This window comes from Nonomuraea polychroma, from assembly GCF_004011505.1.
GTDB classification, from domain to species: domain Bacteria; phylum Actinomycetota; class Actinomycetes; order Streptosporangiales; family Streptosporangiaceae; genus Nonomuraea; species Nonomuraea polychroma.
In genome coordinates this window covers 1,233,513-1,259,666 of the sequence record NZ_SAUN01000001.1, presented here as the reverse complement: position 1 = coordinate 1,259,666, position 26,154 = coordinate 1,233,513, and the positions used below count along the sequence as shown (strand labels likewise).

Annotated in this window: 24 protein-coding genes; 9 read left to right on the top strand and 15 right to left on the bottom strand. The window is 71.0% G+C overall.

Annotated features, from left to right (window positions below; genetic code table 11):
• Nucleotides 1-6 precede the first annotated feature (6 nt).
• From EDD27_RS05520 to EDD27_RS05505, 4 genes are read left to right on the top strand one after another with little or no spacing between them, the layout of a single operon-like run.
• The gene (locus tag EDD27_RS05520; protein ID WP_127931373.1) at nt 7-1,560 is read left to right on the top strand and encodes a class I adenylate-forming enzyme family protein; all 1,554 of its coding nucleotides are present in this window, start codon (nt 7-9) and stop codon (nt 1,558-1,560) included.
• Complete coding sequence (locus EDD27_RS05515; RefSeq protein WP_127931372.1) at nt 1,550-3,142, top strand: amidase; 1,593 nt, start codon at nt 1,550-1,552, stop codon at nt 3,140-3,142. The genes EDD27_RS05520 and EDD27_RS05515 overlap by 11 nt, the downstream gene beginning before the upstream one ends.
• A 45-nt stretch (nt 3,143-3,187) precedes the next feature.
• Complete coding sequence (locus tag EDD27_RS05510; protein ID WP_127931371.1) at nt 3,188-3,985, top strand: SDR family oxidoreductase; 798 nt, start codon at nt 3,188-3,190, stop codon at nt 3,983-3,985.
• Nucleotides 3,985-4,698: an SRPBCC family protein gene (locus tag EDD27_RS05505; protein ID WP_127931370.1), complete on the top strand. Its 714-nt coding sequence runs from the start codon at nt 3,985-3,987 to the stop codon at nt 4,696-4,698. Before EDD27_RS05510 ends, EDD27_RS05505 begins: the two co-directional genes overlap by 1 nt.
• On the opposite strand, the gene EDD27_RS05500 is transcribed toward EDD27_RS05505, so the two are convergent.
• Together EDD27_RS05500 and EDD27_RS05495 are read right to left on the bottom strand one after the other, a co-directional pair.
• Entirely contained in the window at nt 4,667-6,508 is a 1,842-nt protein-coding gene (locus EDD27_RS05500) for an alpha/beta fold hydrolase (RefSeq protein WP_127931369.1), read from the bottom strand. The two genes, EDD27_RS05505 and EDD27_RS05500, sit on opposite strands and share 32 nt — an antisense overlap.
• Nucleotides 6,505-7,104, bottom strand: coding sequence for a TetR/AcrR family transcriptional regulator (locus EDD27_RS05495; protein ID WP_127931368.1), 600 nt, complete (start codon nt 7,102-7,104; stop codon nt 6,505-6,507). The genes EDD27_RS05500 and EDD27_RS05495 overlap by 4 nt, the downstream gene beginning before the upstream one ends.
• Nucleotides 7,105-7,275: 171 nt before the next feature.
• Here EDD27_RS05495 and EDD27_RS57630 point away from each other — a divergent pair, with 171 nt between their 5' ends.
• Complete coding sequence (locus EDD27_RS57630) at nt 7,276-7,398, top strand: hypothetical protein (RefSeq protein WP_277750693.1); 123 nt, start codon at nt 7,276-7,278, stop codon at nt 7,396-7,398.
• Here EDD27_RS57630 and EDD27_RS05490 read toward each other — a convergent pair.
• From EDD27_RS05490 to EDD27_RS05460, 6 genes are all read right to left on the bottom strand, one after another.
• A complete protein-coding gene (locus EDD27_RS05490; RefSeq protein WP_127931367.1) occupies nt 7,388-8,173 on the bottom strand; it encodes an ATP-binding cassette domain-containing protein in 786 nt (261 codons plus the stop codon). The two genes, EDD27_RS57630 and EDD27_RS05490, sit on opposite strands and share 11 nt — an antisense overlap.
• A 31-nt stretch (nt 8,174-8,204) precedes the next feature.
• Complete coding sequence (locus tag EDD27_RS05485) at nt 8,205-9,293, bottom strand: ABC transporter ATP-binding protein (RefSeq protein WP_127931366.1); 1,089 nt, start codon at nt 9,291-9,293, stop codon at nt 8,205-8,207.
• A complete protein-coding gene (locus EDD27_RS05480; RefSeq protein WP_241563881.1) occupies nt 9,290-11,023 on the bottom strand; it encodes an ABC transporter permease subunit in 1,734 nt (577 codons plus the stop codon). The genes EDD27_RS05485 and EDD27_RS05480 overlap by 4 nt, the downstream gene beginning before the upstream one ends.
• A gap of 11 nt (nt 11,024-11,034) precedes the next feature.
• Nucleotides 11,035-12,405, bottom strand: coding sequence for an ABC transporter substrate-binding protein (locus EDD27_RS05475; RefSeq protein ID WP_241563880.1), 1,371 nt, complete (start codon nt 12,403-12,405; stop codon nt 11,035-11,037).
• Nucleotides 12,406-13,177: 772 nt separating this feature from the next.
• Nucleotides 13,178-13,639, bottom strand: coding sequence for a Clp protease N-terminal domain-containing protein (locus EDD27_RS05465; protein WP_127931363.1), 462 nt, complete (start codon nt 13,637-13,639; stop codon nt 13,178-13,180).
• A gap of 6 nt (nt 13,640-13,645) precedes the next feature.
• The gene (locus EDD27_RS05460; protein WP_421914777.1) at nt 13,646-13,822 is read right to left on the bottom strand and encodes a hypothetical protein; all 177 of its coding nucleotides are present in this window, start codon (nt 13,820-13,822) and stop codon (nt 13,646-13,648) included.
• Nucleotides 13,823-14,146: 324 nt separating this feature from the next.
• Here EDD27_RS05460 and EDD27_RS05455 point away from each other — a divergent pair, with 324 nt between their 5' ends.
• Together EDD27_RS05455 and EDD27_RS05450 are read left to right on the top strand one after the other, a co-directional pair.
• Nucleotides 14,147-14,989, top strand: a complete 843-nt coding sequence (locus EDD27_RS05455; RefSeq protein ID WP_127931361.1) for a 2-oxo acid dehydrogenase subunit E2 — start codon at nt 14,147-14,149, stop codon at nt 14,987-14,989.
• Nucleotides 14,986-16,062, top strand: a complete 1,077-nt coding sequence (locus tag EDD27_RS05450) for an alpha/beta fold hydrolase (protein ID WP_206641264.1) — start codon at nt 14,986-14,988, stop codon at nt 16,060-16,062. The genes EDD27_RS05455 and EDD27_RS05450 overlap by 4 nt, the downstream gene beginning before the upstream one ends.
• Before the next feature lie 89 nt (nt 16,063-16,151).
• Here EDD27_RS05450 and ltrA read toward each other — a convergent pair whose 3' ends face one another.
• The 6 genes from ltrA to EDD27_RS05420 all read right to left on the bottom strand — a co-directional run bounded on the left by ltrA (nt 16,152) and on the right by EDD27_RS05420 (nt 22,888).
• Nucleotides 16,152-17,402, bottom strand: coding sequence for a group II intron reverse transcriptase/maturase (gene ltrA, locus EDD27_RS05445; protein WP_277750825.1), 1,251 nt, complete (start codon nt 17,400-17,402; stop codon nt 16,152-16,154).
• A gap of 637 nt (nt 17,403-18,039) precedes the next feature.
• Nucleotides 18,040-18,825 carry an AfsR/SARP family transcriptional regulator gene (locus EDD27_RS05440; RefSeq protein ID WP_127931360.1) on the bottom strand — a complete coding sequence of 262 codons (786 nt, stop codon included), beginning with the start codon at nt 18,823-18,825 and terminating at the stop codon, nt 18,040-18,042.
• Nucleotides 18,826-19,504: 679 nt separating this feature from the next.
• Nucleotides 19,505-20,077 (bottom strand): allene oxide cyclase barrel-like domain-containing protein, encoded by a 573-nt coding sequence (locus EDD27_RS05435; protein WP_127931359.1) that lies wholly within the window; start codon nt 20,075-20,077, stop codon nt 19,505-19,507.
• A 31-nt stretch (nt 20,078-20,108) separates the two neighbouring features.
• The gene (locus EDD27_RS05430; protein ID WP_127931358.1) at nt 20,109-21,326 is read right to left on the bottom strand and encodes a class I SAM-dependent methyltransferase; all 1,218 of its coding nucleotides are present in this window, start codon (nt 21,324-21,326) and stop codon (nt 20,109-20,111) included.
• A gap of 47 nt (nt 21,327-21,373) precedes the next feature.
• The gene (locus tag EDD27_RS05425) at nt 21,374-22,039 is read right to left on the bottom strand and encodes a 4'-phosphopantetheinyl transferase family protein (RefSeq protein WP_127931357.1); all 666 of its coding nucleotides are present in this window, start codon (nt 22,037-22,039) and stop codon (nt 21,374-21,376) included.
• A gap of 12 nt (nt 22,040-22,051) precedes the next feature.
• On the bottom strand, nt 22,052-22,888 hold the full coding sequence (locus EDD27_RS05420) for a metallophosphoesterase family protein (RefSeq protein ID WP_127931356.1): 837 nt from the start codon (nt 22,886-22,888) through the stop codon (nt 22,052-22,054).
• Nucleotides 22,889-23,011: 123 nt separating this feature from the next.
• Here EDD27_RS05420 and EDD27_RS05415 point away from each other — a divergent pair, with 123 nt between their 5' ends.
• Both EDD27_RS05415 and rffA read left to right on the top strand, forming a co-directional pair.
• Complete coding sequence (locus EDD27_RS05415; protein ID WP_127931355.1) at nt 23,012-24,232, top strand: nucleotide disphospho-sugar-binding domain-containing protein; 1,221 nt, start codon at nt 23,012-23,014, stop codon at nt 24,230-24,232.
• Nucleotides 24,229-25,389 (top strand): dTDP-4-amino-4,6-dideoxygalactose transaminase, encoded by a 1,161-nt coding sequence (rffA, locus tag EDD27_RS05410; protein ID WP_127931354.1) that lies wholly within the window; start codon nt 24,229-24,231, stop codon nt 25,387-25,389. Before EDD27_RS05415 ends, rffA begins: the two co-directional genes overlap by 4 nt.
• On the opposite strand, the gene EDD27_RS05405 is transcribed toward rffA, so the two are convergent.
• The gene (locus EDD27_RS05405) at nt 25,379-26,140 is read right to left on the bottom strand and encodes a thioesterase II family protein (protein WP_241563877.1); all 762 of its coding nucleotides are present in this window, start codon (nt 26,138-26,140) and stop codon (nt 25,379-25,381) included. The genes rffA and EDD27_RS05405 overlap by 11 nt on opposite strands.
• Nucleotides 26,141-26,154 lie beyond the last annotated feature (14 nt).

Below are 26,154 nucleotides of genomic sequence, written 5' to 3'. Positions count from 1 at the left end.
CGGCACATGGATGACCTGAGACGGGCGGCTTGGGAGCGGCACGTGGAGGACGACGTCGCCGGCGTGCTCGCGGGGCTCGCGGAGGGTACGCTGGGGGAGGCGTTCCAGCGGACGGCGCGCCTGCGTCCCGATGCCGTCGCCATACAGGTGGACGATGACGCGCTGACCCACGCCGAGCTGGACCGACACGCGGCGGCGGTGGCCGGCTGGCTGCGCGGACGCCTCCCTGCCGGCGCCCGCGTCGTCATCGCCGCACCCAACGGCGTCGCCCTCGTCACCGCCTACGCCGGCGTCGTGCGGGCCGGATGCGTGGCCGTCCTCGCGAGCCCCGCGCTGACCGAACGGGAGCTGCGCCACCTGGTCGCGGATGCGGGGGCGGAGGCGGCCTTCGCCACCGGGGCGTCCCACGAGGCGCTCGCCCGCATCGGCCCTCCCCTGCGTGTGCTGGTGGCGCTGGACGGCACGGGCTTCCATGACGTCCTCGCCTGCGGGCTCGCGCGGGATCCTGAGCCGATCCCGTCCTCCTCACCCGCGCTGCTCGCCTACACCTCGGGCACCACCGGAACGCCCAAGGGGGTGCCGCTGAGCCATGCCAACCTGCTGTCGTCGATCCGCGCGGCCCTCGCCGCCTGGCGGTGGACCGCTGACGACGTCCTCGTCCACGCGCTGCCGCTGACCCACCAGCACGGGCTCGGCGGGGTGCACGCCGCCCTGCTCACCGGCTCCCGGACGCGGGTGCTCGCGCGCTTCGACGCGCGGCGGCTCGTCGAGACCGTCGCCGAGGAGGGGGCCAGCGTGCTGTTCGCCGTGCCCGCGATGTACGAGCGGCTGGCCGAGTTGCCGGGGGTTACCGATCTTCGGCGGCTGCGGCTGGCGGTGTGCGGGTCGGCGCCGCTCTCGCCGGAGCTGGCCCGCCGGGCGGCCGCCGTGATCGGCCAGGTGCCGCTGGAGCGGTACGGGACCACGGAGAGCGGCCTGAACGTCTCGAATCCGCTCGGCGGGCCGAGGGTGCCCGGCACCGTCGGGCTGCCGTTGCCCGGGGTGGAGCTGCGGATCTGTGATGCCGCGGGCCGGGACGTGGCCGAAGGCGAGATCGTGTTGCGCGGCCCTCAGGTGTTCACGGGCTACTGGAACCGTCCCGAGGCCACCGCCGAGGCGTTCCACCCGGGCGGGTGGTTCCGCACCGGCGACCTCGGCCGCATCGACCCGGCCACCGGCCATCTGATGATCAACGGCAGATCCAAGGAGCTCGTCATCACCGGAGGGCTGAATGTGTACCCGCGCGAGGTGGAGCTGGTGCTGGAGAAACATCCCGGCGTGGCGGAGGCCGCGGTCGCGGGCCTGCCGTCACCGCGATGGGGAGAGGAGGTGACCGCCTGGGTGGTGACGGCCGGCCACTCCCCCGCCGTCACCGGAGACGCGCTCATCGCCTTCGCCCGCACCCGGCTGGCTCCCTACAAGTGCCCCAAGCGGGTGTTCTTCGTCGAGGCGCTGCCCCGCAACGCCATGGGCAAGATCGTCCGCCGCGACCTGCCGGCTCCCTCGGCCCATGACAGCTGACCAGCCGCCGGGCCACGGATCGGCATCGCCGTGGTCCGCAACGCTGGAGCACGCGGTCGCCCGGCTGCGATCGGTACGCCTGCCCGATACCCAACCGGACGCCGGCGACCGGGGGGACCGTGGGATCGGGGTGGAAGGTAGCGCGGGTCGGGAGCCGGTCGGTGGTATCCGGGCGGGAGGCGGCGCAGGTCGATGGCAGGTTCACGGCGACGAGACGGACGGCCCGGCAGGCCTGTGGGGGCCCGGTGGGGTCGACGAGCTGGGGGCGCGGTTGCGCTCGGGTGCGGTGACGGCGGTCGAGCTCGTGGAGGCGGCCCTGGCCGCCGCCGAAGCGGACGCCTCCGGCGCGTTCGTCGCCCTGCTGCCGGACCGGGCGATCGCCGCCGCGCGCCGGGCGGACGCCGAGCGGCGGCGCGGCCTGGTGCGCGGGCCGCTCCACGGCGTGCCGGTCGCGGTCAAGGACAACATCGACGTGGCCGGGGTCGCCACCCGGAACGGCACCGCGGGCCTGGGACACCGCGTCCCCGTACGGGACGCCGCCGTCGTCCGGCTTCTGGAGGAGGCCGGAGCCGTCGTCATCGGCAAGACCCGGATGCACGAGCTCGCCTGGGGCATGATGACGCCCGGCTGCCGCAACCCCCGGGACCTCTCGCGCTCGGCCGGTGGGTCGAGCGGCGGATCGGCGGCGGCGGTGGCGTCGGGCATCGTCGAGATCTCACTGGGCACCGACACCGGCGGCTCGATCCGCAACCCCGCGGCCCTGTGCGGGGTCGCCGGGTTGCGGCCGACCTGGGGAAGCCTTCCGATGACGGGCATCACCCCGCTCGCCCCCACCCAGGACACCGTGGGACCGATCGCCCGGTCCGCGGCCGACTGCGCCGCCGTGTTCGCCGTGCTCACGGGAGCGCTCGCGCACCGGCCGCCTGAGACCGTCACCGCATCGCCCGCGCCAGGGCCGCCCGCCCTTCCCGGCCGCCGGGTCGCGATGCCCGACGGCCTCTGGCGTGGCAGGGTCGGTGAGGGGATCGCCGACCGCATGGCCGCCGCGCGGGGCGCGCTCCTCGACGCCGGCGCCGAGGTCGTCGAGGTGGATCTGCCCGGCGTCATCGCGGCCGCGCCGGCGGTGACGCTGGTGGTGATGCTCGCCGAGTCCGCCGAGCTGTGGGCCGACGCGCCGGGCGCGGCCTCGGCGGAGCTGCGCGCGACCCTGCAGGCCGGAGCCGAGGTCAGGGCGACGGACTATGTACGTGCCCGCCGCGTGGCCGCCCACCTGCGTGACCTCGTCACCGCGAGCCTGCGATCCGCGGGCGCGGACCTGCTGCTCCTGCCCACCGTGCCGGTCACGGCGGCGCCTGCCGGAGCGGACACGGTCGAGGTCTCCGGCCGACTGGAGGCCACGGGCGCAGCCTTCGCGCGGCTCACCGCGCTCGCCTCCGTGACCGGCCTGCCCGCGCTGTCCGTGCCCGCCGGCACCGATGCGACGGGACTTCCCGTCGGTGCGCAGCTCGTCGGCCCGCCCAGGACCGAGATGCTGCTGTGCGCCGCAGGTGCCGTCATCGCGGGTCTAGCGTCGAGCGATTGATAGATGGTATATCAAATATCAAGAGTCGACCTTAAGGAGACGTTCGTGGACCTCAATCTGGAGGGGCAGGTCGCCTTCATCACCGGGGCGAGCAAGGGGATCGGCCGAGCGGTGGCCGAACAGCTCGCCGCAGAAGGATGTGACGTGGTCATCACGGCCCGCACGGCCGACGAACTCGAAAGAACGGCCAAGAAGATCTCCGAGGCCAGCGGGCGCACCGTCCTGCCGCTGGCGGGCGACATGAGCGTGACCGAGGACGTACGACGCTGCGTGGACGAGACCCTGGAGCGGTTCGGCCGGATCGACGTCCTGGTCACCTGCGCGGGCAGCTCGCCCGGCGGCCTGCTCGAGGACCTCACCGAAGAGCAGTGGATGAGCAGCCTCAACCTGAAGTTCATGGGATACGTGCGGACGGTCCGGGCGGTCATCCCCCACATGCGGGAGCGGGGCAGCGGATCCATCGTGCTCGTGGTCGGCAACGACGGTCTCAAGCCCAGCTACTGGGAGATGACGGCAGGCGTCGCCAACGCCGCCGACATCAACTTCGCCTCGTCGGTCGCCGAGCAGTACGGCCGGTACGGCGTGCGCATCAACACCGTCAACCCCGGCCCGGTCAACACCGACCGCTGGGACACGCTGGAGAAGGCGTTCGCCCGCGACAAGGGGTGCACGCAGGAGCGCGCGCACGAGCTGGCGGTCGCGTCGATCCCGCTCGGCCGCATCTGCGAGCCCGAGGAGGTCGCCTCGGTCGTCGCCTTCCTCGCCTCGCCGCGGGCGAGTTTCGTCAACGGCGCCCATCTGCCGCTCGACGGCGCCCAGCGCAAGGGCATCATGGACACCTGATGCGACTACGGCACACCTTCACCCTCGCCGAAGAGCCGGCCCGCGTCTTCGACCTCCTCCTCGACGTCGAACGGATCGCCGCGTGCATGCCGGGCAGTCGCCTGCTCGGCCGCACGGGCGACGCTTACGAGGGAGAGGTGAAGGTCAAGGTGGGCCCGCTCGGCGTCGCGTACCAGGGCAAAGTCCGCTTCCTGGAGGCGGACGAGGCGAGCCGGCGCGTGGTCCTCAGGGCCTCCGGCGCGGAGCGGAACGGCAACGGCAACGCCGACGCCCACGTCGTGGCGGAGCTCGCGCCGGACCCGGCCGGCACCAAGGTCTCCCTCGACACCGACCTGATGATCCGCGGCAGGGTCGCCCAGTTCGGCCGGGGGGTCATCGCGGACGTGTCCCAACGGCTGATCGACGAATTCGCCACGAACCTCGCGACCCTGCTCACCCAACCAGGCCCCGTCCCGGCATCGGCCGACGCCGGGACGCCCGCCCACCCCGCCACGGGCCACCCGGAGAGGCCCGCCGGCCCCGCCGTGGCCTACGCGAGGAGATCCGCCGATCCCGCGGCGGCTCCGCCGGCCGAGCCGGAGGCTCCGGCGCTCGACGGGCTGCGGCTGATCGCCCTGCCGCTCCTGCGGCGTGCTGCCCCGGCGCTCGTGGCATTCACCGCCGGGGTCGTCGTGGGGGTGGTCACCACCCGCCTTCGCCGCCGTCGCCCCTGACAGGCGGCAGGGCGGAGACCGGGGCGTGCTCCCGGATCGACCGGGCCAGCTCCTCACCGTGGGTGAGCTGAGGATGGTGACCGGCCCCGCCGATCGTGGACACGCTCGCCCGCGCGCCGAGCGTGTCCACCAGCGCCCGGCCTTCGTCGGTCAGCGGGTCCTCGGATCCCACGATCACATGGACGCGGCCCGGGTAACGCCCGAGCTTGGCCCGGAGGTCCCGGCGCCATCGTCGGCTGCCCGCGGTGGACAGGAGCTGCGCCACGTGAGCGGCGACCCGCCCTCGCCGCAGGTCCTCTGCGCTGGACTCGAGCTCTCCCGCCTGGGCCGTGTCCCCGGTGAGCAGGCGCGACAGGGCATCGGGACGTACCCGGCGGAGATACAGGCGGGTCAGCGGGGCCAGCCGCGTGGCGAATCCAGCGCGGGCTTGGAGGAAGAAGGGCGACACCAGCGTGAGCCGCTCGACACGATCCGGGCGTGCCAAAGCGGCTTCGAGGGCCGCGGCGGCCCCGATGGAGTGGCCGACCAGGTGCGCAGGGCCGCTCTCCTCGACCAGAGCGGCCAGCCAGGCGGACAGGTCGCGTGGACGGCCCCCGCTGAGCCCGAGGCCGGGAAGGTCCACAACGCGCGCGTGGCCGAGCGTGGCGGCGACCGGAGCCCAGGTGTCGGCGTTGACAGGAAGACCGGGCAGCACCAGGACCGGCGCGCCCGGCTCGCCGATTCCGAACGTCCGCACGCCCGCGTGCCGGGTGAACCGCCGTACCGGTCCCTCGGCCGGTGCGGCCCCGAACCGGTGGGCGGCCAGGTGGTCGGCCCATCGCAGGATCGACTCGACGGTGTCGGGGAGCTCGAGTCCGTGACGTCCGGCGAACTCGCGGGCCGGGCCCGTGGGGTAGCGGTCGGAGGACATGAAGGTCAGCGTCTCCGGGTCCGCCTTGGTCAGCGCGGCCGGCAGCCGCCGCACCACCGGCACGGGGACCTTCAGCCGCGGAACCTTGACCTGATAATGCCGCCCCACGAGCGAGAGAAGATCCGGCAGCGGCGGAGTGTCGTCGTCGAGGATCCAGTACGCGGCGCGCGCGGCGGCCGGGTCCTCCGGGAGCAGCGTCATGAACCGCGCCAGGTAGTCCACGGCGATCACGGGGACGAACGTCCGCGCGTTTCCCGGTAGTGCCGCGATCGAGCCCCGCCAGATCTCCTTCAGGCTCGCGGCGAGACCGAGCTGCTGGTCGGACTCGCCGCTCGTGCTCACCCCGATCACGCTGGCCGGGTTGACGATGGACCAGGGCACGCCGAGCTGGTCGGCGGTGGCCTGCAGGACGGCGTCCGACTCCACCTTGGACCCCTCGTAGGCGCCGACACGCCGGTAGACCCGCCGTACCAGCTCGTCACTCCACGGCATCGTCGCAGGGTCCAGGCCTCCCACGCGGTAGCCCGAGACGTGCACGAGCCGCCGCAGCCGCGGAAGCCGCGCGGCGAAGGACACGATCGCCCTGACGCTGAAGACGTTGGCGCGGCGTGCCTCCTGGACCGTCATCCCGAACCGGTAGGCCCCCGCGCAGTTGTAGATCTCGGTGACGTCCTCCAGACCGACGGCGTCGCCCTCGACCAACGACGGCGCGTCGAAGTCCACGCGCACACCGGCCGGGGCGGCCCGGCACCCGTGCTCGGCGAGCCAGCCGCTCAGCCTGGTGAAGGACGCGCTGTCCCGGGTCGCCGCGGTGACCCGGACACCGGCCTGGTCCAGAGCGAGGATGAGGTGCCGGCCGATGAACCCGGAGGCCCCGAACACGAGCGCGTGCCGGCTCACGAGGTCTCCTCCGCAGCCGGCGGCTGGTCCAGAAGAGCACCGAGAACCAGTGCGGCGTTGCGCAACGCCGCCACGTCGCGCCTGGCTCTGGACATGATCACCGCACCTTCCAGTGTGGAGACGACGGTCATGGCCATGGCGCGTGCCGTCTCTCGCGCGTGGCCCCGGCCGACGAGGTGATCGGTCATCGGGCCGATCCATGACTCGAAGGCGGCCGCGCAGGCGGTGCGCAGGCGTTCGCTGTGCGCGCCCATCTCCAACGTGACCACGGACACCGGGCAGCCGAGCCGGTAGTCGTTGTCGGAGAGGATGCCCGCCAGCACGTCGGCGACGTGCCGGAGAACGTCTCCTGGGCTCGCGGCGTCTGCCGCGAGCTCGGCCACGAGGCTGTGGAAGTGGCCGGCGGCCAGCTCGACGGCCTTCTCGCCCAGCGCCTCCTTGCCCTCGGGGAAGTGGAAGTAGAGCGACCCCTTCGGGGCCCCGGCGTGCTCCACCACCGTGTTGAGGCCCGTGCCGCTGTAGCCGCGGTCCTGGATCAGTTCGAGCATCGACTCCACCAGGCGCGCGGTCGTCCGCGCTCCCTTGTCAGTGACCATGGAGAGCAAAATAGACCGGTCTATATATTTCTGCAACCTGAGCGGGCCCGGTTCCCCGTGGTGCACGTCTCCGGCGTGCACGCGCCTGCCTTCGTCGAAGCGTTGGTTGGACCGATCCAATAGGTGCCGTCGCGGCGCGCGTCACGAACCCTACGACAAGGTGATCCTGTCATGAGGCTCGACGACCAGGGCATCCCGAAGCCCGAGGTCCGCTGCGGAAAGCTCGACGACGCCCCAGAGCCGGACAAGGAATGCGAGGGCTTGCGCGAGTCCTCCACATCGTTCACGCCGTGAGGCGGGCGGCGGCGAGGAGCTCGCGTGTGTAGGGGTGGCCGGGCGCGTCCCAGAGCCGATCGGCCGGGCCGGTCTCGACGATCCGCCCGTGGTGCAGCACCGCGACCTGGTGACGAGCCACATGCCGGACGAGGGCCAGGTCGTGGGCGATGAACAACTGGCTGAGGCCCAGCTCGTCCCGCAGGTCGGCGAGGAGGTTGACGATCCCGGCCCGTACGGAGGGATCGAGCGCGGACACGGGCTCGTCCAGCACCAGGAGCCTGGGGTCACAGGCGAGCGCGCGGGCGATGCCGACGCGCTGGCACTGGCCGCCGGACAGCTCGTGCGGTCTGCGGCGGGCGAGCGAGCCGTCCAGTCGGACGAGGTCGAGCAGCTCCCGGACGCGGGCCGGGCCCGTGAGCGGATCCCAGCGTCCGTGGACGCGCAGCGGTTCGGCGATCGTGTCGTGCACGCGCAGGCGCGGGCTGAGCGAGCCGTACGGGTCCTGGAAGACGGGCTGCAGCGCGGGTCGCAGCCGGCGCAGGGCGCGCTCGTCGAGCCCGGTCAGCTCCTGGCCGTCGAACCGCACCGACCCGCTCTCCGGTCTGCGCAGCATGAGGACGGCCGCGGCGATGCTCGACTTGCCCGACCCCGACCCGCCGACCAGGGCGAGGGTCTCGCCTTGCCGTACGGTGAACGAGACCTGGTCCACCGCGAGGACCGGCGGGGTACGGCGGCCGCGCGCCGGATAGCGGACGGTGAGGTCGCGGACCTCCAGCAGGGGCGGCGAGGTCATGCGGGCTCCCTCCGGCGGCGGACCGCCAGCGTCATACGCGCTCCTTGAACAGGCCGGTCACCGGATCCGGCAGGTCGACGAGCCGATGGCAGGCGACCAACCGCCCGTCACCGGCCTCGCGCGGCTGCGGCTCCCGCACACGGCATTCGTCGGCGGCGGCCGGGCAGCGGGGCGCGAAGGCGCATCCGCTCGGCAGCGCGCCAGGTCGTGGTGGCGAGCCGCCGATCGACGGCAGCCGCCTGCCCGTCGCCAGCTGCCCCGGCAGGGAGGCGACGAGCCCGCCCGTGTAGGGGGCACGGGGACGGCGCAGCACCGGGCCGACCGGGCCGGATTCGACGAACCGCCCCGCGTACATGACGAGCACCCGGTCCGCGTGCGCGGCGGCCACCGCCAGATCGTGCGTGACCAGCAGCATGGCCGGCCGTGTGCCCTCGCGCGGCTCCACCAGCATGCGCAGGATGCGGTCCTGCGTCACCGGATCCAGCGCGGTGGTCGGCTCGTCGGCGACGATGAGGGCGGGATCGTTGACGGTGGCCATGGCGATCACCACTCGCTGGCGCATCCCGCCGGAGAACTCGTGCGGGTAGGCACGCGCGCGCCGGGCCGCGTCGGGGATGCCGGCCCGCTCCAGCGCGGCGACCGCGCGTTCGCCGGCGGCCCTGCGGCTCAGCCGCCGCACGGACCTCGCGGCGAGGGCGAGCTGGTCGCCGACGGTGTGCACCGGGCTGAGCACCGACAGCGCGTCCTGCGGCACGAACGCGACGAGCCGGCCTCGTATCCGGCGGTAGAGGCGCTCGGGGGCGCCGCGGAACTCCTGCCCGTCCATGCGTACGCTGCCGGAGACGCGCAGACCCGGCGGCGTCAATCCGAGCACGGCGCGCGCGGTGAGCGACTTGCCGGCGCCGGACTCGCCGACGACGGCGAGCGTCTCGCCGCGGTCGACCTCGAAGGACAGCCCGCGGACGAGTTCGGTGTCCTGGCCGGCGATGCGCAGGTCGCGCACGCGCAGCAGCGGTTCCGCGCCTGTCACGTCCGCGCCTGTCACGTCCGCGCCTGTCACGTCCGCGCCTGTCACGTCCGCGCCTGTCACGTCCGGGCCTGTCACGTCCGGACCCGTCATGCCGGCCGTCCCCGCGTACCGGGGAGAGTGGACAACGAGACCGCCAGGGCGGACAGGAGCAGCAGCATCCCCGCCGGGACGAGCGCCGCCCACGGCGCGCGTTCGACGTACGGCAGCGACTCGGCCAGCGTCAGCCCCCACTCCGGAGCGGGCGGCTGCGCCCCCAGCCCCAGGAAGCCGAGGGAGGCCACGGCCAGGGCGATGCCGGGCAGGCGCAGCACCGCGTGCCGGGCGAGCGGACCGGCGACCGCGGGGAGGACGTGACGGGTCAGGATCCAGGCGGGTGGCGAGCCGATCGCGCGCTGGGACACCAGGTGAGCGGCGGCACGGGTCTCGGAGACCAGCGCGGCCGCGTGGGCGGCGAGCATGGGCCAGGACACCAGAGCGACCGCGACGGACGCGCCGAGCGTGCTGGGACCCAGCAACGCCGCGACCAGGATTCCGGCGATCGCCGGCGGCACGGCGTTGGCGATGTCGGCGGCCCCGGAGGTGAGGCCGGGCAGGAAGCCGATGGCCAGGGAGACGACATAGGAGGCCGCGCAGACCAGCGCCGCCACCCCGACCGTGGCCGCCGCCCCGTGACCGGCCCTGGCCAGCACGTCCCGGCCGAGCGCGTCCGTGCCGAGCGGATGGTCCCAGCTCGGCCCCGCGAGCCTGGCGGCCAGGTCCACGGCCAGCGGGTCGAGGAGCAGCCCCCAGCCGATGGCGGCCGCAAGCACGGCGGCGCAGGCGGCGGGGACCAGGCGGCGTGCCCGGCCGTCACCGGTCACCGGCGCGGGCAGCGACAGGGCGGCGTCACTCAGCCCGGGGCCGAGCATCCAGCGCCGTGCGGCGTTCGCCAGGATCCCGGCGAGCACGCCGAGCAGGACGAGGGCGAGCACCGCGGCCTGCAGCAGCGGCAGGTCCTGCGATTCCGCCGCGCCCAGGGCGGTACGCCCGATGCCGGGCACCGCGAACACCGTCTCGACGGCCACCGCGCCGCCCGTCAGCCCCACCGCGACCAGCCCGAACTGCGGCACGAGAGCCGGCAGCGCACGCCGCAGCACCGCCCGCGCGAGCACGCCGGGACCGCAGCCGGCCGAACGCCACAAGCCCACCCACGGCTCGGCGAACACCTCAGGCAGCGCGTCGTCCACCAGCCGCCCCAGCGCCCCGCCCGCCGGGATGCCGAGCGCGAGCGCGGGCAACACCATGTCCTGCGGGTTGCGCCAGCCGTAGGGCGGCAGCCAGCCCAGCCACACCGACAGCGTGATCAGCAGCAACGTCGCGACGAGGAACTCGGGCAGCGCGGCGAGCACGGCGGCCGCGGCCCCCGTGCCGCGGCCGCCGCGCAGGGTGCCGCGAGCGCCGCGCACCAGCGTCGGCGCGCACAACACGCAGGCCAGGACCAGCGTCACGACCAGCGCCGCGCCCATCAGCGTGAGCGAGACGCCGAGCCCCGACACCACCGAGGGCAGCACCGGGCCGCCGTTCGCCCAGGAGCGGCCGAAATCGCCGCGCAGCACGCCTGCCAGCCACTCGCCGAGCACCGGCAGGGGACCGCCGTCCAGGCCCAGGTCCCGCCGGATGGCCTCCAGGACCTCCGGCGTCGGCTCCTGCTCGCCCGACCGGGCGCGCAGCAGCGACAGCGCCGCGTCACGGCCGGACAACCAGGGCAGCAGCCCGACCGCGGCGATGATCGCGACGAGGGCGACGGCGCGGGAGACCAGCACGCCGGCGCGCTCACCCATTCCCGCCGCCGTCATTTCAGCCGGGTGTCGGTGGTGATCAGGATGCGCTCGCGCGGGTCCTTCGCCGAGTCCACCACCGTGGTGGCGTCACCCTGGATGACGCGCTCGTGCAACATCGGGATCGCGGCGTCGGTGCGCAGGATCGCCGCCTCGGCCTCCATGATCGCCGCGCGCCTCGCGGCGCCGGCATCCGTCGCCGCGGCCTTCTTCACGGCCCGGTCGACGTCCTCGTCGCACAGCTTGGCCAGGTTGAAGGAGCCGTCGCAGGTGAAGTCGGCCTGCATGTACGCCACCGGGTCGCCCGAGTCGAGCACGGTCGCGCGGGAGAGGATGAACGCGTCGAACTCGCCGGCCAGCGCGTCGTCCTCGATGTGCGCGTACTCGCGGACCACGAGCTTGACGGCGAACCCGGCGGCCTGGAGTTGTTGCTGCAGCACCGAGGCGACCTCCGGCAACTCCGCCCGATCGGAGTAGGTGGCCAGGGTGATCGACACGCCCTTGGCGTCCGTGGCCGCCGGGCGCTCGGCCAGAGGGCGGCGGCCCTCGGCGGCCCACGCCAGAGCGGGTCCCAGGAGGCCGCGCGCGATGTCGGCGCGGCCCTCGTACACGCCGGTGACCAGTTGCGCGGGGTCGATGGCCGTGCGTGCGGCGGCACGTACCGCCGGGTCCTTGAAGGGGCCGGTCTTGGTGTTCAGGTAGAGGGTGTTGGTGCGCGGCATCGGCACCTCGCTGATCGTCTCCTTCTGCAGCAGCGCGGCCTGCGAGACCGGCACCGCCTCGGCGATGTGCGCCTCACCGCTGCGGATGGCGGCGGCGCGCGCGGTGCCGTCCGGCACGAAGGCGACGTCGATGCCGCCGGCCTTGGCCTTCTCGCCCCAGTAGCCGTCGTAACGGTCGAGGGTGGCGGTCGTGGTGCCGTTGACCCGGGTCAGCTTGAAGGGGCCGCTGCCGGCGCCGACCGGGTTCACCGTGCCGTCCGGGCGATAGGCGCTTTCCGCCAGGATCGACAACTGCGGCGAGGACAGGCGCTGCGGTACGAGCGGATCGGGCTCGCCCGTGGTCACCACGACCTTGTCGCCCTCCGCCTTGGCGGTCAGCTCGACGCCGTCGAGGATACGGGGCTTGGGAGTGGCCTGGGTGGCGCGGGTCAGCGTGTTGGCGGCGACCTGGGCGGTCAGCGGGGTGCCGTCATGGAAGGTCACACCAGGGCGCACGGTGAACTCCCAGGTCCGTGCGGAGGTCCGCGCCCACGCGGTGGCGAGCGCCGGTTGCGCGTCGCCGTTCTCGTCCAGGTTGATCAGGGTCTCGGCGGTGGACCAGCGCGACAGCTTGAAGGCGTCGTCGCTGAACGGGGACAGGCCCGTGCGCGGGGGCTGGAGCATCGCCAGCTTGATGCGCCCGCCGGTCGAAACGGGGTCCGTGCTCTGCCCACCCGCCGGGACAGAACAGGCGGCCAGGGAAAGGACACAGACAGCCGCGAGGGCATGCGTAAGGCTGGGATAACGCACGGAATGTCCAGAGTTCAAGGGGATTGGGGCGATCGCGACATTAGCATATGAAAACCGTTTCCATAGTCGCCCGGAACCCACCTTGTAGTCATGAATACCCCCCGAGGGTTTTATCCAGGCATGGAGTTGACTCGAGGGCATGGCGGGTGACGCGCTGACACGGCTGCAAGCTCGCGCACGGCCGGCTGGCCGGGGTGATCTCGGTGATCGCGGCGCGCGCCCGCACGCTGGCCCGCCCTCAGCACGACTCGCTGCGCCGGCCGGCCGCGCTGCCGGCCTGTACCCCACGCACGGCGAGGGCTCGTTCTGCACGGCCACGGGCGTGGGCCGGCACACCTCCAGCATCTGCGGGGAGGCGGCGGACAACCCGTTGCCGGCCATCGGCGACACCGGCGAGTGCGCCGGCCGGCTGCCGGCCTCGCCCATCCCGGCCCACTATCAGCACATCGGCCCGTCCAACACGCTGGCCGCCCATGCCTCCGGTACGGGTGCCCGAACTCGACGCTCCGGCCGCCAGGGCCTGAGGGGCCGCCGGCAGCGCGCGCAAGTCCCCGCGTTCAGCCGCTGTCCCCCTGTGGGCCGCAGCTGCTCCGACGGCGGAGCGGGCCGCGATCGACGATGCGGCCCGCTCCGCCGTCGCGGGGAGTCAGCGCAGGCGGTTGCGCACTGCGGTGCGATCGACCGCGAGCTGGTCCAGCACGGCCGAGGCCAGGTCGGGACGCCTGCTCTCCAGGATGCCGAGCAGGATGTGCTTCGGCTCCAGAGACCGGCCGCGCCTGTGCACCATCTCCTCGGCGGCGTGCTTGATGACCCCGCGAGCGGCGTAGGTCCACGGGATTCCCTTGGTCGCGGGCGGCGGCGTGCCGCCCAGCCGGACCCTGCTGATGTCGATCTGGATGACCGCCAGCGCCGAGCGGTCGATCTCGTCCAGAGTCCTGCGGGCCGTGGCGAGGGAGACCCCCAGGGCACGCGCCCAGGGCGAGACGGGGACGTGCAGCAGGCCGAGGAGCAGGTGTTCGGTGCCGAGGCGTTGATCACCACGCTGCCCCACCTCCACCAGCGCCGAGTCGATCACCGCGCGCGTGTCCTCGGCAAACTCTTCGAACATGGGCGCTCACTTTCCGTGCTTGACACGCGCCGCCTGCCGGGACATCCCCAGCGCGTCGCCAATCTGCTCCCAGGTGAAACCCTGACGGCGGGCCAGGTCGACCGAAATCCATTCCACCCGTTCAGCCAGCCGGTGCAGCGCGCCCACGGCCTGCAATCCGATGAGGGGATCGTTCGATTCCAAGATGTCACAAAGGTCTCTCCCTTTCATTCGGGCAACATAACGTGGCAGCCTGAAGCGCGGCAAAAGTCGCTCTGGAAATGCGGATGGCCACCCTCCGAAAGCGCCGCGCCGAATGGGCGGCATTTCCGGGCCGTGCGCTCCAGGTCAGGGCAAGACGCGCTTTAGCCCAGTCGGTGACGATGACCGCCAGGCTGGCGGATAACCCAGCCGACGTTCGTCTCCGGCCGGAGGTGCGGTCATGAATGCACTTGACAACATTTACAGATTCCGTCACGGAAGCGACCGCCACACCCCCGGCGCCGCCACGCAGCCGGCGGTGGCGTCATGACGGAGCGCGCCTTCAGGCAAGCGCCCATCCCGCGTGAGCGCCGCCACACGCTGATCTTCCTGGACGAGACACGCGCCATCCAGCCGGTCTTCCTCGGCACGGGCGTCGACGTGACCGAGGTGCGGGCGCACCAGGCGGCCGCACGCGCCCACGGCCGCAGGTACTCGATGGTCTCGTACGTCCTGCACACGGCCGCGCGCGTGCTGGCCCTGCACCCGGAGGCGAACGCCGCGGTGCGGGGACGCCGCCGGCCGCGGGTCGCCTGGTACCAGTCGGTCAACGGGAAGCTGACCCTGGACAAGAGCGTGAACGGCCAGCGGGTTGTGGTCTCGACGGTCCTGCGCGACCTGCACAAGGCCGATCTCGACGAGATCCAGCGCCAGGTGGACCATTTCCGCGACGGCGACCCGGCCACCATGCCGGAGTTCGCTCCGATGCGCCTGCTGCAGCGCCTGCCGTGGTCGCTGGCCAGGCTCGCCTACCGGCTCGGCGTGCGCCCGCTGGCCCGGCGCTCCGAGACCATGGGGACGTTCGCGGTCACCTCGCTCGGCCACCGACCAGTGGAGGACTTCTACTCGGTCGGCGGCGCGACGGTCACCCTCGGCCTCGGCGCGGCCCAGGACAGCGCCGTCGTACGCGACGGAGAGGTGGCAGTGGCGCCGATCATGCGGCTCAGCCTGACCTTCGACCATCGCGTCATCGACGGCGCGGAGGCGGCCGACGTGCTCGCCGAGATCAAGGAGGGTCTGGAGACCTGCCGGGCGCTGGAGTCGCCCGTGCCCGCCGGCCACCCGGCCGGCCGTGACGCCGACCGTGACCAAGTGGAGGCAGAGCAGTGAACGACGTGGCGGAGCTCAAGGCGTACATCGGGGTGCACGCCCGGGGTCAGCGGATGCGCGGATTCCAGGAGATCCTCGACCGCATAGAGACCGACGAGGGGTTGGGGGCCGGCTCGTGGGTCGGGGAGTGGTGCCGCGCAGGTGAGGCGCTGGAGCGGCAGGGCCAGGACCTCGAGGCCAGTCGGCATTACGCCATGGCCAGGTTCCCCTACGTGGACGGGCCCGCCCGCCAGGAGGCCCTGGACAGGTGCATCACGGCGCTGGACCGGTGGAGGTCGGCGCACCGGGCGATCGAGCAACTGGAGGTGCAGCTCAAAGGGGGTCGTGTGCGCTGCTGGACCGCCGGGCTGTCCACCGCGGACCGCAAGCCGCTGCTGGTGATGATGGGCGGCAACATGACGGTCAAGGAGCAGTGGGCACCTCTTCTCGTGCACGCGCAACGGCTCGGGATGGCGGTCATCGTCACCGAGATGCCCTCTACCGGGGAGAACACGCTGCCCTACGACCCGGACAGCTGGCAGATGATCTCGGGCCTGCTCGACGACGTCGCCGACCGGGCGGACGTGTCGCGTACGCATCTGACGGCCCTGAGCTTCAGCGGCCACCTGGCGCTGCGCTGCGCGGTGGACGACGCGCGTATCAGGGGCGTGGTCACCGTGGGCGCCCCGGTCAGCGCGTTCTTCACCGACCTCGTCTGGCAAGGCGCGCTACCCAAGATCACCCAGGACACCCTGGCCCACATGACGGCCAGACCGGAGGGCGTCGTCGGGGCGGACGGCTGGGCGCTGACCCCCGCGCAGCTCGCGGCGCTCGACGTCCCCGTCGCCTACACCGCGAGCCTGCGTGACGAGGTGATTCCGTACGACGACGTACGACTGCTGAAGGAGCACGTGCGCAGGCTCGACCTGATCGAACACGACGACGTGCACGCCTCCCCGAACCACGTGCAGGAGACGCAGCTGTGGTCCACGGTCTCGCTCCTGCGCGCCCGCGGCATCCGCAACCTGCAGACGGCGGTCCTGGGGCTGATGCTGCGCCTGACGCGCGTCCGTCAACGCCTCTCGTCGGCGTGATGCAGGCCGGAGGACGAATCGAGTAGGGGACGGGGTTGACCCGTCCCCTCTCACACCACCGGACATGCGGGCCCGCATCCGGCGGTTCGTCAGGCCGTGGTTTTGAGCCTGTGCCAGGTCGGATAGAGACCCTTCAGGCCAAGGTCGGTCCAGTGGATGTTGGGCAGTGCCCGCGCCAGGATGGGTGAGCCCGCGATGCGCCAGTAGCCCTTGCCGCTCGATGCCCATTCCCTGGCCTTGTGGTCAGGGATGCCGAGCTTGCGCAGGTTGCGGCGTCGGGTCTTGGGCTTCTTCCATTCTTTCCAGCGGATCTGCCGCATCCGACGGCGAAACCACTCATCCAGATCCTTGAACACCCTGGGGGTGTCGGCCAGATGGAAGTAGGCCATCCACCCGGTGACATAGGCGTTGAGCTTGCCGATCCTGCAGGGCATCGACACGCTCCACCTGCGACTGGTCAACTCCCGGATGCGGTCCTTCAGGCGGCTGACCGCCTTTGGATCGACCCGGATCTTGACCCCGGACCGAGTGAAGAAGAACCCGAACCCCAGCAACGTCGCCTCGCGAGCGTGCCGGACCGAGGACTTCTCGGTGTTGACCTTGAGTTTCAACCGCTGCTCGATCATCGTGGTCACCGAGTCGAGCACCCGGTGCGCGGCCCGTCTGCTGCGCACGAAGACACGGATGTCATCAGCGAAGCGGACGAACCGGTGACCGCGTTTCCACAACTCCCGGTCCAGATCATCCAGCATGATGTTCGACAAGATCGGCGACAGCGGGGAACCCTGAGGAGTCCCCTCCACCGTGGCCTGGACGATCCCATCGACCATCACTCCGGCCTCCAGATACGCCCGGATGAGTTTGAGGATCTTGCGGTCGTCGACCTTGCGCGCCACCCGTGCCATCAGCACGTCGAACTGGACCCGGTCAAAGAACCGTTCAAGATCGACATCTACCACCCATCGCAGCCCATCCTCCACACATCGCCGCGCGACCCGCACCGCCTGATGGGCGGACTTGCCAGGGCGAAACCCGAAGCTGGAACCGGAAAAGAACGGGTCGAAGATCGGCACGAGCACTTGCGCAATCGCCTGCTGGATCAACCTGTCCAGCACAGTGGGCACTCCCAGCATCCGCTGACCGCCCCCGGGTTTGGGGATCACCACCCGGCGGACCGGCAACGGCCGATACGTGCCCGCATCCAACGCCTCCCGCACGCTCGCCCAGTGCTCGCGGATCCACGGACGAAGTTCTTCCGTGCTCATTCCGTCCACGCCAGGCGCGCCCCGGTTGGCCTCCACACGCCTCAACGCCCGGCCCAGATTCCCCGGCGAAAGCATCTGCTCCCACAACGAGACCCCCAGGCCCGGGATCACGGACTCCGGTAAGGGCGCCGACCTGCCGCTACGCTCCGTCGTGGTACTCACCGGATGCACCGGCCCCTCCCACCACGGGCCCGCACACGCGAGATGGCTGCGATCACCGCGACCGGCACGAGCACCTCACCCTCACCCGCTCTACCTGACGTTCGGTCCTTCCCGGCTGATTGTCCGTTCCCCTCACCGGTACTACGACCTCTGCTGACTTCTGCCCGGTCAGTGCCCACCTCACGATGACCACCGTCGGCGCGGCGACAACGACAGCACAACCGACACCCGGACAGACCTCCCCGGATAAGAACGATCACTTTCCCCCTGCAACCGCCGCGTTTACACACCAGCCGTCTTGGCAGTGACGGGCTTCGCCGTAGCATGCAGGCTCACCCCAGCTGGCATGCCTCATACGCGGTTCGCGTTCCTCGGTGCAGGGTTTCGCCTCGGGCTTCCTCCCCACCTCGCCTCACGACGACGCAGTTGCCTCCGGCTCGGAGTTAGCACTACCTCTTCCTCCAGGGGACTTTCACCCCCAAGCAATCGCCCATGCCGGGCGTACACGCGCGTGGGCCGGACCCTTGAGGGTCCGGCCCATTTTGGTGTGTCACGAAGCGGCGGCGAAGGATGATCCGTGGAGGTGGAGCTGGTCGTCGGCGGCGAGGATCGCCGCCTGCAGGTCCCTGAGCGCCTGGCATGGTTCGAGGCCGAGTTCCTCGTTCAGCGTCCGCCGCGCGGTTTGGTAGACCTCCAGCGCATCGGCCTGACGCTCCGAGCGGTACAACGCCAGCATGAGCTGGCGGTAGAACGCCTCGCACAGGGGGTGCTCCGCGACGAGCGAGTAGAGCCTGCCCACCAGCTCGCGGTGGCGGCCCATCTCCAGCTGCGCGTCGGCCAGCATCTCCAGGCATTCCAGGCGCGACTCCATCATGCGGGTCGCGAAGCCCTCGAGGATCGGCCCACCGCGCGGGTCGCCCAGCGCGGGGCCGCGCCAGAGTCCGATCGCCCGTTCCAGGAGCGCCGAGGCCTCCTCGGGGCGGCGTTGCCGCATCAGCGTGCGCCCCTGCTCGATCAGCTCCAGGAACAACTGGTAGTCGACTTCGTCCGCACCCTGGCGTAGCAGATAGCCGGGCGGCCTTGTGACGATGGGGTTCTCCGTCTGCCACGGACGGTGCAGGAATTTCCTGACCTGAGAAATGTAGACGTGCAGACCCGCCGTGGCCCGGCGCGGTGGATTGTAACCCCAGATTTCTTCCATGAGTTGATCGGGCGTGACGATCTGGCCAGAACGAATCAGCAGAGTGGTGAGAACAATCTCGATTTTCCGTGCGCTGATAAAGGTCTGCCTGCCTTCATCTACTACCCTGAGCGGCCCCAATATCTCATATCTCACGATCGCTGATCCTCACTGTTAACCGGTTTGGCCTGGGACGGCCGCCGGCCGTCATCAAGAAATGCGAGGAGCGTCGAGAATGCGGGTGACCTCGTGTTTCTTCGCCGCCCGGACTGCGCAACACCACGTGAGTACGGGCAGAGTAAGGTCGGCTCGTCATCGGATAGTCCGCTTAGCTGAGCGCCAGCAGGTAACGTCATGATCGTGTCCCTTCCCCCGGTCTAGCGCCGTTAGGATCATTTGGAGATTCGATCCGAGTTCCCTCACGGAGAGTCTAGGAAGAGGCTTGGCGGTCGTATACCCCTACGAACCCCTACCCCCATGAATACGCAGTGCTAAAAGGCCATGACTCTCCAGAGTTAGGCCTGATTGACTCTGCCCCGAACACGCGGAATACGATTTCAGCGCGGCGGGGTTTTCCGCCCGAGTGTCTTATTCATACGGCGGATGGCGAGCGGCGCCGTCCCGGACGGCGCGCGCAGGCCGCGATCACCCCCGGTGCGCCGACTACCTGGTGCTCCAGCGTTTCGAGGTGCCCCTGTGAATAGGGGTCGCCATCCGTCCTTCGGTCATGACCTGTCCTTGCCACGGCTCGCCGGCCGGGTCGGCGGAACCCCCGCCGCAATTGCAGAGCCCGCCACGGCACCAGCCGTGACGGGCTCTTCCCGGGGTCCGCTTGTCAGCAGAGAACGAAGGTGACGGAGAACAGGGGCGGTCGCTTGTGCGGGTCGCTCAGCTCGAACGCCATGAATCCGGTCTTGCCCTCGTACACGCCGCTGGTCCCGACGATGGAGTGAATCTGCGTCATACGACGCATCAACGCCGTGCAGTCCACCAGGCCGACGTGCTCGATGGTCCCGTCGTCGAACTCCGTCGTGCTGCGATGGAACTGCCACATGTGCGGAGCCATGGCCACCACCACAGCATTACCCGTCATCGTGCCCACTCGCTTGCCGTTCTCATCGGAGAAGGCGTCCACGTATTCGACGGTGGTTCCCACGCCTGCCGTGTCGCTGTCGTCGCTGACTGTCAGCTTCTCGACCACCTCGGTCACCGTCCGCACGATGCAGGCGGCCAGGGCGTCTTCTTCGGAGTCGACTCCGGGCTTGTATCGTCCGGCCCGAGTAGCGGCCGCGAGCGCGAGCCCCCGGATGTCGAGCGGCCCCGGATCCACCAATGTTTCCTGGAGCGCCTCGGTGCCGACCTCGATCGCGCGTTCGTCGATTTCCTGCTTTTCTGTCGTCTCGTTCACGCCCAACTCCTGAAATAGGTGCGATGACGGCTCAGAGGACGTGCACGTCCGGAACGTAGAGGATCCATTTGCCTCCGCTGTCGCGGTAGCCCGACTCCTTGGCGAGGATCTCGTCGGCGAAGTTCCACGCGAACAGCAGCGTGTAGTCGGGATACGTAGTGTGGAACTCCTCCATCGGCCGCACTGGGATGTGCATGCCGGGCGTGTACAGGCCCTGCTTCTCGGGGGTGATGTCGTAGACGGCCGAGACCAGATCGGGCCCGATGCCGCAGTAATTGGCGACCGTGGCGCTCTTGGCCGTGGCGCCATAGGCGACCACACGCCGCCCCTTGTCCTTCAGCTCGCGCAACAACGTGACCAGGTCCTGGCAGTTGCGGCGGATGCGCGCGGCAAGATCCTGGAACGTCGCGGGGTCGTGAAGCCGCTGCTCCGCCTCTTCCGCCAGCACCTCCGTCACCATCGCGCTCACTGGCCGGGAGCCGCTGCGGGCGATCGTGTACCGCAGCTCACCGCCGTGGACCGGCAGCCGCTCGACGTCCACCAGTTCCAGGCCGAAGCGGCGCGCCGCCGCCCGCACGGAGTGGGCGCTGAAGAAATAGAAATGCTCGTCGTAGATCTGGTCGAAGGACGCGCGCTTGACGATCTCCCCGAGATACGGGTCCTCGAAGAGGAATACGCCGTCGTCGGCGAGCAGCGCCGACACTCCGGCGAAAATGGAGCCGAGATAGGGAATGTGGCAGATGGTGTTGGCGGCGTAAATCACGTTCGCCGGCCCGTGCTCCGCCGCTATCTCCCGCGCCGTCGACTCCTCGAAGAACGCGGTCCGCACCTGCACGCCCGCCGCGCGGGCCACGTCCGCGACGCCACCGGACGGCTCGACGCCCAAGTGCCGGATGCCGGCCTCCTGGATGCTGCGCAGCATGGCGCCGTCGTTGCAGCCGATCTCCACGATGAACGGATCGGGGCCGGTCAGCTCGGTCTGGAGGAAGGTGTGGGCCACCTTCTCGAAGTGGCCGCGCATGGTCGCCGAACCCGAGGACCGGTACGGGTAGTCCTCGTGGAACATGCGCTCGCGCGGCACTTCCTCCATGAGCTGGACCATCGTGCAGGAGCCGCACACGCCGACGGCCAGCCTGAAGAAGAATTCGTCGCTCGGGGCGGCCTCCTTGCAGAATACGTCGGACAATGGCTGGCGGCCGAAATCGAAGAATTCATCGACTACGCCGCCGCATACCCTGCATTCAGACATGGGAGCAACTTAGGCATTATTCCTAAATCGCCGCTAAAACCGCAGCATTATGCGGGCGAGGCCTGCGCCGCGACCGCGATGGCCGTCATGACCAGCCCGTCGCGCACCAGCCAGCGGCCGTGGAAGCCGGTCAGCTGCGCGCCGTTCACCAGCGGGCCGGGGACCAGCAGGCGTGCCCGGAAGGCGCCGGACGGGTCGAAGTCGAGTTCGGCCTCGTCGAAGTCCAGCATTTTCCCGACGAGCGGATACCACGCCTTGTACACCGACTCCTTCGCGCTGAACAGCAGCCGGTCCCAGCACACGTCCCCGGCCGCGGCCGCCAGCTCGGCGAGCATGCGGCGTTCACTGTCGAGCGAGACGGCCCCGAGCACGCCGTCGGGCAGGGGGGCGTGGGGCTCGGCGTCGAGCCCCACGGTCAGCATGTCGTCGTCCATGGCCACGGCCGCACCGCGGTAGCCCTCGCAGTGGGTCATACTTCCGACGACGCCGTGCGGCCAGCGGGGCGCACCCCGCTCCCCCGGTAACAGCGGCACAGGGGGGCGGCCGAGACGGGCGAGCGCGTGGCGCGCGCAGGCGCGGACGGTGGCGAACTCGCGCCGCCGCTTGTCCACCGCCCGCGCGATCGCCGCCTCCTCCTCGGGGAACAGCTCCTCGTCGAGGTCTCCGAACGACTCCACGGAAACGACCTCACGCGGCAGGATCTCCTCGATCACCGGCTCGACCCCCTACGCCACTGCAGCCGGCTGGGGAAGGATCGTCGTCAGCCCGGGCGCGGACGGGCGAGGTCGCCACTCCCGCGGGTAGCCGAGCGAGACCTCGTAGTGCGGCAGCCCGTCCTGCACGATCAGCCGGGGGATGTGCAGGTGCCCGTAGACGGTGGCGACCACGTGGTAGCGCCGCAGCCACGCGGCCGTGGCCTCCGTGCCGCACCACAGGGCGAACTCCGGATATCTCAGGATCTCCGTGGGCCGCCGGACGAGCGGGAAGTGATTGACCAGGATGATCGGCAGGTCGCCGGGCAGCTCGGCCAGCCGCCTCTCGGTGATCTCCAGCCGGGCCCGGCACCACGCCTCCCGGCTCGGGTACGGGTCAGGATGCAGGAGGAACTCGTCCGTGCACACCACTCCCGACTCGTAAGCCGCCTCCAGCGCGGCCTCCTTGGTGGCGTGCCCGGCTCTGAAGGTGTAGTCGTACAACACGAACAACGGCGCGATGGCCAGGGGGCCGCCCTCCCCGTCCCAGATCGGGTAGGGGTCCTCAGGAGTCACGACCCCGTACCGGCGGCATGTCTCCACCAGGAGCCGGTACCGCTCCTCGCCGCGCAGCTGTACCGGATCTCCCGGGTGGGTCCACAGCTCGTGGTTCCCCGGTGCCCACACCACCGTCGAGAATCTCTCGCTGAGCAGATTCAACGCCCACTCGACGTCGGAGATCATCTCGCCGATGTCGCCGGGAAGGAGCAGCCAGTCGCCGTCCGACTCCGGTCTCAACGCCTCGACGACGCGCTTGTTGTCCTCGTAGTGAACGTGCAGATCGCTGATGGCCAGCAACTTCCCCGTCATAGACCATCGAGTCTCGCAACCGGCCCGATGCCCGGCAACCCCTAAAATCGCCGGTTTAGACGCGCTTCGTCCCCCTTTTAGGGCTCCCTGCTGCGATGGCACGACACACTAGACGGAGGGGCGATGCGCGTACTCTTCATTCCGGCCGCCGTGCCCAGTCACTTCTACCCGATGGCGCCGCTGGCCTGGGCGTTCCAGAGCGCCGGCCATGAGGTGTACGTGGCCGGCCAGCCGCCAGTCGTCGACTCCATCGTGGCCGCCGGCCTGCAAGCCGTGCCCGTCGGCGGCGCGTACGATCTGATGGCGAACATCACCGCGGCCGGGGAAATCGTGCGGCGGGAGACCGGGGAGGGCCCGAGCGCGTCAGGCGACGTCTCGTCGATGTCCCCCGAGGCGTTTCGCCGCTATGCCGAGCTGCGGATACTCCCGCACGTCCGAACGGCGGCGGCAATGCTCGACGAGCTCGCGCCGTTCGCCCGGGCGTGGCGCCCCGATCTGGTCGTCTCAGACCCGATCACGCTGGTGGCTCCCCTGATCGCCGCGGCCGCCGGGGCGCCGCTCGTCCATCACCTGTGGGGGCCGCTGCCCGAGCGGGGGACGCTGACCGAGTTCCCCGGCTACAGCGCCGACCCCGGGAAGTGGCCGGCCGAGCTGCGCGACCTGTACGACCTGTGCGGGGTCGAGCCCGCAGCGTACCCGGCCGTGGCGAGCATCGAGCCGGGGCCTCCCAGCCTGCAGGCCGCGGCCATCCCAAAGCGGCTGCCGGCCCGCTACGTCCCGTTCAACGGGTCGGGAGCGCTCCCCGCCTGGCTGCGTGAGTCGGCCGACCGGCCGCGGGTCTGCGTGTCCTGGCTGACGTCGAACACCACGCCCGGCGCCGGGGAGTCGGCGCATCCGCTCGCCACACTGGTCAGCGCGCTCGCCGCCGAGGACGTGGAGACCCTGGTGGCCGTGCGGGCCTGGAACCAGACAGGCCTGGAGGAACTGCCTGGCGGGGTGCGGGTCGTGGTGGACCTGCCGCTGAACATCGTCCTGCCGACCTGCGCGGTGTCGGTGAACCACGGCGGCGTGGGCACCACGATGACCGCGCTCCACCACGGCGTCCCGCAGGTGGTGGTGCCGTACAACCCCGGCGCGGTCTACGAGGTGCAGTGCCTGATCGACGCCGGCGCCGCGGTCGCGGTGGACGCGGACCCGATCGACGCCGGCGAGGTGGCCTCCGCGGCCGTCGCGCTGGCCGGCGACTGCGCCCAGCGCAAGGCCGCCGCCGTCCTGCGGGAGGAGAACCTCGCGCAGCCCGCCCCGGCCCAGGTGGTCGGCAACCTCGAGGAGCTCCTGGGATGAACAGGATTCCCTTCAACCGGCCGTACCTGACGGGTGCGGAGTCCGGATACATGGCCACGGCGATGTCCGGCGGGACGCTGGAAGGCGACGGGCCGTTCACGGCCCGGGCCTCGGCCCTGCTCAAGGAGATGATCGGGACCGGCGCCGCGCTGCTGACCACGTCCTGCTCGCACGCGCTGGACATGACGGGACTGCTGCTGCGGCTGAGCCCGGGCGACGAGGTCATCATGCCCTCGTTCACGTTCCCCTCCACCGCGAACGCCTACGCCGTCCGCGGCGCGGTCCCTGTCTTCGTGGACAGCCGTCCCGACACGCTCAACCTCGACGAACGGCTCATCGAGGAGGAGATCACCGAGCGCACCAAGGCCGTCGTCGTCGTCCACTACGCCGGCGTGGCCTGCGACATGGACGCCATCATGAAGCTGGCCGGACGCTACGGGCTGGCCGTGGTCGAGGACAACGCCCACGGGCTGGGCGGGACCTACTACGGCCGGCCGCTCGGCTCGATCGGCGCGCTGGCCACGCAGAGCTTCCACTCGACGAAGAACGTGCACTGCGGCGAGGGCGGCGCGCTGGTGGTGAACCAGGAGGACCTGGTCGAGCCCGCCGAGATCATCCGCGAGAAGGGTACCAACCGGACGCAGTACTACCGGGGCACGATCGACAAGTACCACTGGGTCGACCTCGGCTCCAGCTACCTGCCGTCCGAGCTGCTCGCCGCCTTCCTGACCGCTCAGCTCGAGCGCTTCGGCGAGATCCAGGAGCGCCGCCTGCAGGTGTGGGACGCCTACCACGAGCGGCTGGCCGACTGGGCGGCCGAGTCCGGAGTCGTCCAGCCGACCGTACCCGACGGGTGCCGGCAGCCGGCGCACATCTACTACCTGCTGCTCCCCGACGCCGAGAACCGCGAGGCCTTCCGCGCCCACCTCGCCGAGCGCGGAGTCCAGGCGACGCCGCACTACCAGCCTCTGCACAGCGCCCCGGCGGGGTTGCGCTACGGCCGCACCGCGGTCGGCGGCTGCCCCGTGACCGAGCGCGCCGCCGACCAGGTGGTACGGCTGCCGCTCTACACGGGGCTGACCGAGGCCGACGTGGACGAGGTCGTCGAGGCGATCACCTCGTACCGCGTCCAGCCGGCAGAGGTCGTCACGGTCTAGCGCCCGCCGCCACGCCCTTGAGCGTGGCGGCGATCGTGTCCACCAGCTCCGCCCGGTGCTGCTCCAGATAGAAGTGGCCGCCCGGGTAGACGCGCAGGTCGAACGCGCGGGAGGTGTGCTCCCGCCAGGACTCCGACTCGGCGACGGTCGTGTACGGGTCGGCCTGCGCGACCAGCGCGGTGATGGGGCAGTCGAGCCGGACCCCGTACGTGCGCGGATGCGTCTCGATCGCCGTGTAGTCGCCGCGCAACGGCGGCATGATGGTGGCGAGCAGGCCCTCGTCCTTCAGCCAGGCCGGGTCGATGCCGCCCACCGCGGTCAGCTCGGCCACGATGCCGGCGTCGTCGCGCAGGTGCACGTCTCCCCCGCGCAGCCGCGAGGGAGCCGGGTAGCCGGAGGCGAACAACCAGGCCGGCGGCCCGCCTCCACGCTCTTGGAATCTCCGTGCCACCTCGAAGGCCACGATAGAGCCCATGCTGTGGCCGAAGAACGCCAGCGGTCGATCATCCCAGCCGCGCAGCGCGTCGAATGCCCGGTCGGCCAGCGTGCCGAGGTCGTCGATGCAGCCTTCGGCGAAGCGGTCCTGGCGCCCCGGGTACTGCAGCACCACCGTCTCCACACCCGGCGCCAGCCCCTGCGACATCGCGAAGTAGTAGCTCGCCGAACCGCCGGCGTGCGGGAAGACGACCAGCCGCACGCCGCTGCCGTCCGCCGCGTGGAAACGGCGGACCCATTCTCCGTTGGTGCTCACCAAGCCCCCTGCTC

Coding starts and splice junctions, on each gene's coding strand:
- EDD27_RS05520 (WP_127931373.1), top strand. CDS start 7: ATGGATGACCTGAGACGGGCGGCTTGGGAGCGGCACGTGGAGGACGAC.
- EDD27_RS05515 (WP_127931372.1), top strand. CDS start 1,550: ATGACAGCTGACCAGCCGCCGGGCCACGGATCGGCATCGCCGTGGTCC.
- EDD27_RS05505 (WP_127931370.1), top strand. CDS start 3,985: ATGCGACTACGGCACACCTTCACCCTCGCCGAAGAGCCGGCCCGCGTC.
- EDD27_RS05495 (WP_127931368.1), bottom strand. CDS start 7,104: ATGGTCACTGACAAGGGAGCGCGGACGACCGCGCGCCTGGTGGAGTCG.
- EDD27_RS57630 (WP_277750693.1), top strand. CDS start 7,276: ATGAGGCTCGACGACCAGGGCATCCCGAAGCCCGAGGTCCGCTGCGGA.
- EDD27_RS05490 (WP_127931367.1), bottom strand. CDS start 8,173: ATGACCTCGCCGCCCCTGCTGGAGGTCCGCGACCTCACCGTCCGCTAT.
- EDD27_RS05485 (WP_127931366.1), bottom strand. CDS start 9,293: ATGACGGGTCCGGACGTGACAGGCCCGGACGTGACAGGCGCGGACGTG.
- EDD27_RS05480 (WP_241563881.1), bottom strand. CDS start 11,023: ATGGGTGAGCGCGCCGGCGTGCTGGTCTCCCGCGCCGTCGCCCTCGTC.
- EDD27_RS05475 (WP_241563880.1), bottom strand. CDS start 12,405: ATGCTCCAGCCCCCGCGCACGGGCCTGTCCCCGTTCAGCGACGACGCC.
- EDD27_RS05465 (WP_127931363.1), bottom strand. CDS start 13,639: ATGTTCGAAGAGTTTGCCGAGGACACGCGCGCGGTGATCGACTCGGCG.
- EDD27_RS05455 (WP_127931361.1), top strand. CDS start 14,147: ATGACGGAGCGCGCCTTCAGGCAAGCGCCCATCCCGCGTGAGCGCCGC.
- ltrA (WP_277750825.1), bottom strand. CDS start 17,402: ATGCTTTCGCCGGGGAATCTGGGCCGGGCGTTGAGGCGTGTGGAGGCC.
- EDD27_RS05430 (WP_127931358.1), bottom strand. CDS start 21,326: ATGTCTGAATGCAGGGTATGCGGCGGCGTAGTCGATGAATTCTTCGAT.
- EDD27_RS05420 (WP_127931356.1), bottom strand. CDS start 22,888: ATGACGGGGAAGTTGCTGGCCATCAGCGATCTGCACGTTCACTACGAG.
- EDD27_RS05415 (WP_127931355.1), top strand. CDS start 23,012: ATGCGCGTACTCTTCATTCCGGCCGCCGTGCCCAGTCACTTCTACCCG.
- rffA (WP_127931354.1), top strand. CDS start 24,229: ATGAACAGGATTCCCTTCAACCGGCCGTACCTGACGGGTGCGGAGTCC.